Annotated in this window: 10 protein-coding genes; 4 read left to right on the forward strand and 6 right to left on the reverse strand. The window is 63.1% G+C overall.

The window, feature by feature from the left end:
- Nucleotides 1-34: 34 nt before the first annotated feature.
- From EEB11_RS17905 to EEB11_RS17915, 3 genes are read left to right on the forward strand one after another with little or no spacing between them, the layout of a single operon-like run.
- Nucleotides 35-1,255 (forward strand): hypothetical protein, encoded by a 1,221-nt coding sequence (locus tag EEB11_RS17905; RefSeq protein WP_135433759.1) that lies wholly within the window; start codon nucleotides 35-37, stop codon nucleotides 1,253-1,255.
- Nucleotides 1,252-3,126 (forward strand): phospholipase D family protein, encoded by a 1,875-nt coding sequence (locus tag EEB11_RS17910; protein ID WP_135433761.1) that lies wholly within the window; start codon nucleotides 1,252-1,254, stop codon nucleotides 3,124-3,126. Before EEB11_RS17905 ends, EEB11_RS17910 begins: the two co-directional genes overlap by 4 nt.
- Nucleotides 3,123-5,678 carry a C-terminal helicase domain-containing protein gene (locus EEB11_RS17915; RefSeq protein ID WP_135433763.1) on the forward strand — a complete coding sequence of 852 codons (2,556 nt, stop codon included), beginning with the start codon at nucleotides 3,123-3,125 and terminating at the stop codon, nucleotides 5,676-5,678. Before EEB11_RS17910 ends, EEB11_RS17915 begins: the two co-directional genes overlap by 4 nt.
- A 21-nt stretch (nucleotides 5,679-5,699) precedes the next feature.
- Here the strand turns inward: EEB11_RS17915 and EEB11_RS17920 are convergent, their stop codons facing one another.
- The 6 genes from EEB11_RS17920 to EEB11_RS17935 all read right to left on the reverse strand — a co-directional run bounded on the left by EEB11_RS17920 (nucleotide 5,700) and on the right by EEB11_RS17935 (nucleotide 8,266).
- On the reverse strand, nucleotides 5,700-6,014 hold the full coding sequence (locus tag EEB11_RS17920) for an SDR family NAD(P)-dependent oxidoreductase (RefSeq protein WP_245298987.1): 315 nt from the start codon (nucleotides 6,012-6,014) through the stop codon (nucleotides 5,700-5,702).
- Nucleotides 6,011-6,208, reverse strand: a complete 198-nt coding sequence (locus tag EEB11_RS20520; protein ID WP_494338053.1) for a VapC50 family PIN domain-containing toxin — start codon at nucleotides 6,206-6,208, stop codon at nucleotides 6,011-6,013. Before EEB11_RS20520 ends, EEB11_RS17920 begins: the two co-directional genes overlap by 4 nt.
- On the reverse strand, nucleotides 6,186-6,386 hold the full coding sequence (locus tag EEB11_RS20400) for a PIN domain-containing protein (protein ID WP_354002110.1): 201 nt from the start codon (nucleotides 6,384-6,386) through the stop codon (nucleotides 6,186-6,188). The genes EEB11_RS20520 and EEB11_RS20400 overlap by 23 nt, the downstream gene beginning before the upstream one ends.
- Nucleotides 6,387-6,398: 12 nt before the next feature.
- On the reverse strand, nucleotides 6,399-6,581 hold the full coding sequence (locus tag EEB11_RS20110; protein WP_245298989.1) for a hypothetical protein: 183 nt from the start codon (nucleotides 6,579-6,581) through the stop codon (nucleotides 6,399-6,401).
- Nucleotides 6,578-7,042, reverse strand: coding sequence for a helix-turn-helix domain-containing protein (locus EEB11_RS17930; RefSeq protein WP_135433765.1), 465 nt, complete (start codon nucleotides 7,040-7,042; stop codon nucleotides 6,578-6,580). Before EEB11_RS17930 ends, EEB11_RS20110 begins: the two co-directional genes overlap by 4 nt.
- A gap of 156 nt (nucleotides 7,043-7,198) precedes the next feature.
- The gene (locus EEB11_RS17935; protein ID WP_135433767.1) at nucleotides 7,199-8,266 is read right to left on the reverse strand and encodes a hypothetical protein; all 1,068 of its coding nucleotides are present in this window, start codon (nucleotides 8,264-8,266) and stop codon (nucleotides 7,199-7,201) included.
- 229 nt (nucleotides 8,267-8,495) lie between these two features.
- Here EEB11_RS17935 and EEB11_RS17940 point away from each other — a divergent pair, with 229 nt between their 5' ends.
- A complete protein-coding gene (locus EEB11_RS17940) occupies nucleotides 8,496-9,383 on the forward strand; it encodes a recombinase family protein (protein WP_135433769.1) in 888 nt (295 codons plus the stop codon).
- Nucleotides 9,384-9,459: the final 76 nt, after the last annotated feature.

Below are 9,459 nucleotides of genomic sequence, written 5' to 3' on the forward strand. Positions count from 1 at the left end.
AGAGTTCGATTCAAATCTACATAAGGGCTACTGCATGATCTCATGGGATGCCCTGACGCCGGATCCGGACTATCGTCGGAGGCAACAGGATCTCGGCCTGCGCCGCGCGGTAGTCTCGTTCAACGACCGCGCGGTGCCTGGGCTGGGCAACCTCTGGTTCTCCATGCCGGTGGCCTGGGCGCTGCTCGGTCTGAAGATCGCCGCCGACCGGAATCTAAACGCCGTCACAGTTACAAACGCCATTGAGGCGCTGGCAATGAAGGCCGCCCACAGTGCGTCCTCGGGCGCAGTGGACAAGGCCGTTGGCAGTCGGCTGCGTGGCCACCGAAAGCTCGCGCTTGTAGACGATCTGTCCTACGCCTCGCTCTCGCGGCGCGGAGCTTACGTCTCGCAGCCGCTTCGGCAAATGCTGCAGCAGCCGCTCGACGGACTCGCCCTCGCCACCGGCGGACGTTTCGCCACGCTTGAGCTTGCTTCCGACGTCCTGACCCTCCTGGAGGGCAAGCCGCTGAAGGAATTGCTCGATGCGCTGGACGCTTGGGTCGGTGGCAAGGGGTCCGGCAAGAAGCCGCCCGTCGCTGACAGTATCTCGCCTCTTTTCAGTGTGCCCCGCCCCTTGGCCATCAAGCTGCGATCACGTCTGTTCGAAGAGGGCCGCCCCGAGGACTTGGCCAGACGCCGGTCGGTGCGGGATGCCGACTGGCTGGACGAGACCCGGGCCGATGCGCGTGTCTTCGCCGAGGCAACTCCGCGGCCGCCGTTCGATGCCGAGCACTGGCGCGATCTGCGCGCCGGCTCAGCCCTGCTCGCGCTCCGCCACAAGGCGCTTCTTCTGTTGCGCGACATGGAGGGCGCCCTCCTCGACGCACGTCAGGCCGGTCTGCCTGTTCGCTTTACGACAAAGGAGGCCGTAGCCCGGTTCGCCGCGCAGATCGAGGACCTGGGCCGAGACGCAGTCACCATGGCGCCGATGATCGAACCAGCTGGCGAGACAGACAGTCTCGCTTTCCTGCGGCTCTTGTTGAGCGCCGACCCCGGCACCGTTGTCCGGGGGCTGGTTATGCGGGACGGCACGGTTCTGCGGCTAGACGACGACCGCATCCTGCCCGGCCCCGTCGGCGACGATCTCCGCCCGCCAGGCGCTCCGCCCGAAGAGGGCGAAGAGGACGAACAGCCAGACCTCAGGCGGCTTCACGCCATGAGAATGCTGGTGGCCGAACTCGACGCCGCGATCGTAGCGGGAGATGCCGCATGAACGGCCCCACGTCCCTGATCGACCTCTTCTCGCCCCCGCTCGACCACATCGGAGATTTCGGTCTGCTCTGCGGCTTCACCGCCGGGCGGGACACAGTGAACCGGATCAAGCGGCGGTTCTCGCCGGACATGTCGCACCCCAAACTCGCGCTGCTTATTCATCCGACAAAGGTGCCGGTGACCGACGTGCCAGGCGTAATTTGGTGCCACGTAACCCACGACCCGCGTGCTCGCGGCTTCGACCTGCTCCACGCTAAGCTCGCGATCCTTGGCTTCCGCCACCGCGAGACGGGAGCCTACCGCCTGCGACTAGTCGTCAGCACAGGTAACTGGACGCACGAGCCCCTTTCGACAAGCATAGACTGCTTCTGGAGTTGCGAGACCACACCTGACCAGGCCACGCTGGACGATGCCGCAGACATGCGCCGGGCTTGGGACGTGTTCCAGAACCTGAGAGCCGTGACCGCGCCCGATCTGCTGCAGACGCTCTTCGACGGCCACCTACCCGACGCAGCGCTTAGAGAGGCCGTCGAGGCGCTGCCCCAAGCGGACCCCTCTGGCGGGCGTCTAATCGACAACCGGAAAGGCGGGCTGCTCAGCGAATTCGTCTCGAGGCTTGCGAAGCCAAGCCGTCGACGTCGTTCTACGAAGGTCGTGATGGGCGCGGGCTATTACCAGAGCGCGGTCGGAACAGACTTCGTGCCAAAACGGGTCTTGCAGGAACTCGTGAAGGCGGGGGTGATAGAGAGCAACTGTCGCGCCTCTCTGATCGCTAACCCGGAATCCTGTCAAAGCCTGGTCGAGCGGGCCAAATGGCTAACCTCTGATCGCTGGTCGGTTTATGCGCCCGAGTTCTCAAAACATCGCCAGGGCGAGCCGGCGACGCCGCGGAAGTTGCACGCAAAATTCATCCTCTTCGGCGGCGACGATCTGACGACGGGGCTGGCCTCGCTCTACCTTGGCTCCGGCAACTTGACAGAGCGGGGGATCATCGACCCGATGTCGCCTCACGGCAATCTCGAGGCCGGCGTTGTCATTCGCCCGGATCCAGCGCTCGGATGGCGGGGAAACAAAGGCACTCGGGGGCTAACCGACCTGCTCCCCATCGCGCGGGCCGAGGAGAGACGCGCACCGATCGACCTCGTCAACGCCGCCGCCGGCGATGACTTCGAGCGCCCCGAAGAGCCCGACACACTGCCGACAGTGACCTGGCTGATCTGGAACGAAGGGAACCTTTCCGCACCGGGCGGCGCAGCGGTCCGCGTGCGTCTTCCAGACGGAGGGACAGACGTTACTCCCTGTGCCTCGCTTTTTCCATGCCCCGAGTTCGTGACCTTGGAAGATAGCGGTTTGGCTGTGCCGGTGCTTTGCGACGGCGTCCTCTCGACCCGGCTCCGACCGAGATCCTTCGACGAGGTCCTCAAGGGCTTGCGACAGTTCCCCGAACCGCCGGACGCCGACGAAGAGGAAGACGATACAGAAAGGACGGGCGGCACCGGGCCACGGCCCCCCGGCGTCACTGCCGGATCGCCGCTCGCTCGCGCCGACACGCCAGAGCGGCCCTATCCAATCCGGCGGATGATGCGCCTGCTGGTGGCGTTGACCGACCGACAGCGGACGGTGCTCGCCTATGACTGGGATCGCTGGTGCCGAGAACTGCGCAGTGACCTCTCTGGCATCGCCGCAGCGGAAGAGTCGACCATCGCGTTCTTCCGATGCTCCGGCGTCGATCCGCTTCCGATCTTGCTCGACCCTCTGTTCCTGCCGGACGGGGCGGAATCGCGACGGCTTGAGAAGGCGTTGGACGAGATACGCGCAGCTTGGGGTCTAGAAGGCTGCCCTTCGCTTTGGGACAATGAGGATGCGGTATGAGCGTGGACTGGCGCGAAGTAGCTGAACGACTGAGGTCCTACGCACGTGAGTGCGGTGAGGAAAAACTCGACGTCGGCCAGCGGGCCAGCCTCGTCGCCATCGCAGCACGCATGGACAATGGCTACAGGTTCACGCTTCTGGCCGACGAAGTGGGTATGGGCAAGACGCGCATCGCCGCTGCCGTTATTGCAGCCGTGCGCGAAACCGGCGGCCGGACGGCGGTCGTGATGCCGGGTGGCCTGGCCGATCAGTGGCAGACCGAGTTGAACGCGTTCGATAGGACCATTCCCAGAGCCCCGGTTATCCGTAGCTACCAAGGCTTGATCGACCATGTGCGCACCACCATATCGGGGAAAGTCCGTGTCAGTGGGTCCGAAAGCCGGACGCCGAAAAACCCTTGGCTGGCGGAGCCGGTGGTCCTGATCTCGCACTCATTCGCGAACATGCAATTTCCATTTAGGGAGGGGGCCGGACTGCATTGGCGGCGTGAACTCCTGCCCGCCGTCGAACGGGCGTGGGCGGGGGGTACGCGGCAGATCCGGGATCGCGGATGGAAGGAAGGTGTCGAGGCGACCCACCACTTGGCCGCATGCATCGCGCGGACCATGCGGGCCGAAAATATCGCCCTCGACGCTGCCAGATGGGTGCAGCGATGGATGGAGGCCGCAGAGTATCGCACAGCGATACTGCCCCTGATCGGCTACGCCCTCGGAAGGTTCGATCTGGTCGTGGTTGATGAGGCTCACAAGAGTCGCGGGATCGACTCCAGCCTTTCGCGCATCCTCGGTCCTGTCACTTGGAAAGACGAGAACGCCTTCTGCCTAGGCCTGACGGCCACCCCTGTCGAAATCGACGCCGGGCAGTGGATCAACACAATCAATCGCCTCGCCCGGCGGAATGACGGCGTAACCATCGACTACCCCAAGGCCGAAATCGAAGCTGCTGTCTCCAGCTACGTCTCCGTCGTCGAAGACCTGCGGACAGGTGTCCCTGACGAGGGCATGGCGACCCGTTTCGAAAGCGTGGCCGACCGGATGCGACACACGCTCTGCCCCTACGTCTTGCGCCGAGACAAAGGGGACGACCCGGTGTACCGCGACTTCATGAACGCATACGGCGATTACCGGCGCTGCGTGCCGATCCTAGTGGGTGAATCGGGAGCGGCACGCAGTGCAGGAATTGGTCGTTCGGGTGGGACGGTCTCTCGCGACTGGCTCCGTAGGATCGCTGCGGCCGAGGTGCTTTCATTCATCCCGGAGAGTTCCCCCTCAGAAAAGCGCCTCCGGATCGCCATCGGGCGTGGTCTGGCTCTTGGCCCCGTTGTAGAAGCGGAGGCCGACGAAGATGGGCCTGACGGCCCCCTCGACGCAGTGATCTCAGGATCGGCGGCGCACTGGCTCAATATCCTGCGTAGAGACCCGGACCCAAGCCTCCACGCGCACCCGTCGCTCCGAGCCGCCGTGAACCTGATCGAAAGTATTGCCTGCCCACAGGACGGAGCCAAGCCGCGTAAGGTACTCGTCTTCGGCACCTATACGCGATCGATCCAAGCCCTCGTCGACGTTCTGAACGCGCGCAGATTACTGGCCAATCGCCAAAGCTGGCATGGACAGACACTCTCCCCACGGCTGGAAGCCGCGCTTGATCACGAAATTGCCCTCGTCCCCGGCGCACCGTCCCGCCAAGCCATTCTCGAGGAACTCAGGCGGCATTCGGAGATCCGCGAGCGTAGCGTCGCCGCCGTGCTAAGTACCTTGCGCCGCAGCCTCGACGATGTTCAACTTAGCGACCGCTTCCGACAAGAGTTGAGCTCCCTTCTGGACAACCGCGAGCAAGACCACACGAGCCGCCTCGTGCAGGCGCTCGAGGACTTCCGCGAAGACCAAGGCGAAACCTGGACTGATAAGGCCTTCGTCGCCGCCGCCCGACGCCTGTTCGAGGCCGTCGAGAATGACGATCGAGAAAAGTCAGGCCAGGACGAGGATATCTCGCTCCGCCCCGGCATCGAGCGAATCCTGCAGGATTACTCGACCCGAGCGGGAAGCTTCGCTCGTGAGCTTACCGGCAGCACTGCGCCGGGCACCCGGCGGGTCCTGCAAGCAGCCTTCAACCGTCACCGGTCTGATCCGATGGTGCTCGTGGCACAATCCCGCGTCGGCCGGGAAGGGCTTAACCTGCATCTCGAATGCCGCGACGTGGTTCTCTTCCACCTCGAATGGAACCCCGCCATACTCGAGCAGCAGATCGGCCGAGTAGACCGAAAAGGCTCGCGCTGGATGCGCGATGCGGCGACGTGGGTCGAAACTGGATCCGTGGGCCGCCCTCCGACAATCAACATCTATCCCATCGTCCTCGCCGGGACCTACGACGAGCGGCAATGGACCGTCCTGCAGGGCCGCTGGCGCCTCCTGCGCGCACAGCTCCATGGCGAGATCCTGCCGCGCCAAGCCGCCGACGCACCGGAGACCGAGGCCGTGATCCGAATCCGCTCTGCCGCGCCGAGTTTCTTGCCAGCGGGTGGTAACAGACAAACACGAACCAATCTCAGCTAGGCCAATGACCTTGCAGCACCTTTAACGCAGGCGGTCGCCAGACTCGTTGGCGGCTTGCCAGATGACATCCGTCACGACCTCCGGCGCCGACGGGTTCGCGGCGAGTTTGCCAAACAGGCGCCCCATGGCCTGCGCCGTGGGGGCATAGACATAGACTGTGAGGTTGTCCTCCATCGCGAAGTCGAAGGATCGACCCACGAAATCCGTCTTGACCATACCCGGCTCGACGATACGGACGCGGATACCAAGCGGCTCGAGTTCAAAGTGAAGGGCCTCAGACAAGCCTTCGACGGCAAATTTCGTGCCGTGATCCTCGGGGTTTATTGACGAGATCAAAGCAGATCGGCGAATTGTTCCAAATCGGCAACCGTGGCGACCAGCCCTTGCTGCGTCAGGATCGACAGATATTCGTCAACACTCTTGGGTGGGTTCTTGAGACGCGCGCGAACTTTGCGCAGCGCCGAGCAGACCAGACCGGGCGCGAGAGACAGCTGGTTCCGGAAAAAGTCATCGGGGTGCTGGGTCTCGATGCCAAAGGGCGCAAGTGCCCTCCGGCGGGAAGTCTTTCAAATTCTGGGTTACGATGGCGTCGCACCGTCCAACGATTGCGGCCGCCAGAACGTGCCGATCATCTGCGTCCGGCAACGTAAGGGCCGGCATCAATGCTTCATATCCGGTGACCAGACAGTCGCGTGTCGCCCTGTCCATCAAGTCGCGGGTTCACTCCAGCGTCGCCCGCTCGCGATGAGGTTCATTGCGCAGAAGCGCGTCGATCCATTCCCGGTGGATGTCAGCCGTCCACTTCGCCTTGAAAAGATCCGTGACCGCCAATTGCATCAGCGCGTCCCGCATGGGCGCAGGGTAGAGGACATTCGCGTCGAAAAGGACCGTGTACTGGCTCATTTCGAGCCATAGCCCATGTCCTGGTCCTGTGCGTCGGCGGCCAGTTGATCAAGGACGGCTTCGCGCTCGTTGTCGATGGCTGCCTTGTACGACATGACGTCTTCCATGCGGACGCGGCGATGCTTGCCGACCTTCCGATGCGGGATATTGCCATCCTCAAGCAATTTGATCAGGAACGGCCGAGAGACATTCAACACCTCTGCCGCCTGGACTGTCGAGAGTTCGGCGTTCTCGGGAATGATGGTGACGCCGCGACCGGCTGCCATCGCCTCAAGGATCTCCATGAGTAGCGCAACAGCGCCGGCGGGAAGTTCGATCGGTTCCATCTGCTCCGCGTCTGTAACGCGAAGCTTCAAGGGTCCTCGGGCTGCCGCAAAGCGCGACAAGGCCTGTCCAGAGACACGCGCGATCGCAGCGTCCTGCGGGGTCGGTGGAAGATGCCAGTGTGCCAACATGTTCATGGTGGTCTCCTCTCCGTTTTATGCTGTCTACCACCATATATGAAATAAGTGCAACAAATGCATTAACTGCAAACGGTTTTCTTCACACCCGACTGGCGCGAGGGTTATGGAGTACACCTCTGCCGTCAACAAGATCGGCGAAGTCTGCCGCATCCTTCAGTTCGTGGCACGCCACATCCGATAACGCCCCTGCCCCGTCACCTCGCGGATTAAACCCCGCGCTTCCATCCAGGCGAGGTTGCGCTGGACGGCGGCGCGACTGGCGCCGGTCAGAGCCTCAGCCATCGGGGCGGATAAAAGGGGCCATTCGGTCAACACAGCGCGCAAAGCGCGAGGGGTCTTGCCCGAGAACGCGATCATGTCGGCTTCAGCCCTTGCTGACCATGCCTCGATATCGTCGAGGTGTCGCATCGCGGTCAGACACGCCGTGTCCATCCCGTCGAGCCAGCGCGCTAGGCGGGCAGCGGGTGGGCCACCGGCGCGCGGCCCCCCTGCCCCGCCCATGACCAGAGGTGCAAAGACTGCTCCCTTGCCCTCGCTGGCCGCGATCCGCGCGGCCGTAACCGCCGCCTCCATCCGGTCGCCGTGCTGCCCGAGGCCCGCGAGGCTCCAGAGGTGATAACCCGCGCAAGCACGGGTTATAGGGTGCAGCTCGGCGGCTTGTGCCATCAGATCAAGCCAACCGCCCGCGCGATCCGCGAAAGGTTCGGCCTCATCATCCAGGTTCTCGGGATCGCGGCGATCGAGGAAGGCAGACAGGTCCACCTCTGGGCCTGGCCCTCCTGTCAGACGGCGCACCGCCCATCCGACCCGCGCGAGCGCCGTTGTGTCGTCGTGTACGCCACACAGTCGCATGGAGATCCAGAGTGCCAGCCGATCTGGGCCGATGCGGTCACCCGCGAACCAGCTCAGGTCTCCCGCCTCGATCAACGCAAGCCTGTGCCGCCATCCTTCCGGGCCGCGCTTCAAACGGTCGTCCAGCGCGCCGACGCGACCGGCCACACGAGCAAGACGCGCGGCATGAGCCGCCTCTGCCTTCCGCCAATCGTCGAGGACCTCGGCTTCACGCGGTTCGGCCCGTGGTCCGGGCGGCAAATAATCCGGCTCCTCTTCCATCGGACCGGGCAGGAACCAAAGATCGCTCTCGGACGCCTGTTCCACCTCCTCACCGTCGAGGATGAGAGCATCATATTCATCATGTAAGGCAGGCGCTTGAGGCTTCATATGTGCAAAATATCTAAGTTTTGCATTTTACCCAAGGGTTTTCTCGGGGTGCGGTCACGCTCCTTATATAGCACGCACAGGCGGTGGTCGGCGAGGGCTCTCTGATCGCGCTCACTATATAGAAACCAAGGGCTTTCTGTTGAGCAGGGCCACAGAGAGCGCCCTTGCATCCGTTTACAAACGGTCGTTTACTCCTAGTATCTGTAATTGCAAAAAGGCCCCCTGCCCCGTGCCACTCATCGGATATGCGCGTGTTTCCACCGAAGACCAAACCGCCCTGCCCCAGGTACAGGAGTTGCGCTCGGCGGGCTGTTTGGAAATCGTGGAGGAGCAAGCATCTGGCGGCAGTCGCTCCCGACCAGTTCTGGCGCGTGTGCTGGATCAGTTGCGCGTTGGCGATACACTTGTCGTCGTCCGGATCGACCGCCTTGCCCGCTCGCTTTCTCACCTCTTGGAAATCATCGAGCGGCTGGAGGCAAAAGGTGCGCACTTCCGCTCGTTGCAGGATCCGATCGACACGGCGTCGCCGCAGGGCAAGTTTACACTTCAGGTGTTGGGTGCGGCCGCAGAGTTCGAACGGGCGCTGATCCGTGAGCGTACCAAAGCAGGGCTGCGCTCGGCCAAGGCCGAAGGTCGCGTGGGTGGCAACCCTGGCCTTAGAGCCCACGACCCAGCAGCGATCCGAAAAGCACGAGCGGCTCGGGTAGAGAGTCATTTCCAAAAGCTGAACGCCACCGCTGAACATTGGGTGCCGGAAGTGCGCCGCCTTCGCCCTGACATGGCGTGGGAGGATGTCCTTTCGATTGTGAACTCTGGCTTGCCGCGTGACGCAAAACCGTGGACCCAGCCTCGCTTGATCCGCGCAGCCAATAACTTTGTTCGTGAAGGCCTTTTGCCTGCGGCTATCCTTGGCCGAGCCCAGCAAACTGAGAAAGACGACCGACTCCCCGCCATCGTCGCCGCAATCAAGGGTGCAGATCCCAAAGTCACTCTGCAGGAAGTCTGTAAAAGGTTGGAAGCCATGCGAGAGCGCACACCGCGGGGACGGACAAAGTGGCAACCCTCATCGGTGAAGATGCTGCTAGAACGGGCCGCAAGGCTCGGGTTGGCGTTCTAGTGTTCCGCACCTGACATAGGATTCCGGACGGCGTTCCGCTGTAGTATGGTCGGCGGATGAGACGCTCCGACATTTG

Origin of the sequence: Pseudotabrizicola sediminis (assembly GCF_004745575.1) — a bacterium.
In the GTDB taxonomy this organism is placed as follows: domain Bacteria; phylum Pseudomonadota; class Alphaproteobacteria; order Rhodobacterales; family Rhodobacteraceae; genus Pseudotabrizicola; species Pseudotabrizicola sediminis.

Coding starts and splice junctions, on each gene's coding strand:
- EEB11_RS17935 (WP_135433767.1), bottom strand. CDS start 8,266: ATGAAGCCTCAAGCGCCTGCCTTACATGATGAATATGATGCTCTCATC.
- EEB11_RS17910 (WP_135433761.1), top strand. CDS start 1,252: ATGAACGGCCCCACGTCCCTGATCGACCTCTTCTCGCCCCCGCTCGAC.
- EEB11_RS17905 (WP_135433759.1), top strand. CDS start 35: ATGATCTCATGGGATGCCCTGACGCCGGATCCGGACTATCGTCGGAGG.
- EEB11_RS17915 (WP_135433763.1), top strand. CDS start 3,123: ATGAGCGTGGACTGGCGCGAAGTAGCTGAACGACTGAGGTCCTACGCA.
- EEB11_RS20400 (WP_354002110.1), bottom strand. CDS start 6,386: ATGGACAGGGCGACACGCGACTGTCTGGTCACCGGATATGAAGCATTG.
- EEB11_RS20110 (WP_245298989.1), bottom strand. CDS start 6,581: ATGAGCCAGTACACGGTCCTTTTCGACGCGAATGTCCTCTACCCTGCG.
- EEB11_RS17930 (WP_135433765.1), bottom strand. CDS start 7,042: ATGAACATGTTGGCACACTGGCATCTTCCACCGACCCCGCAGGACGCT.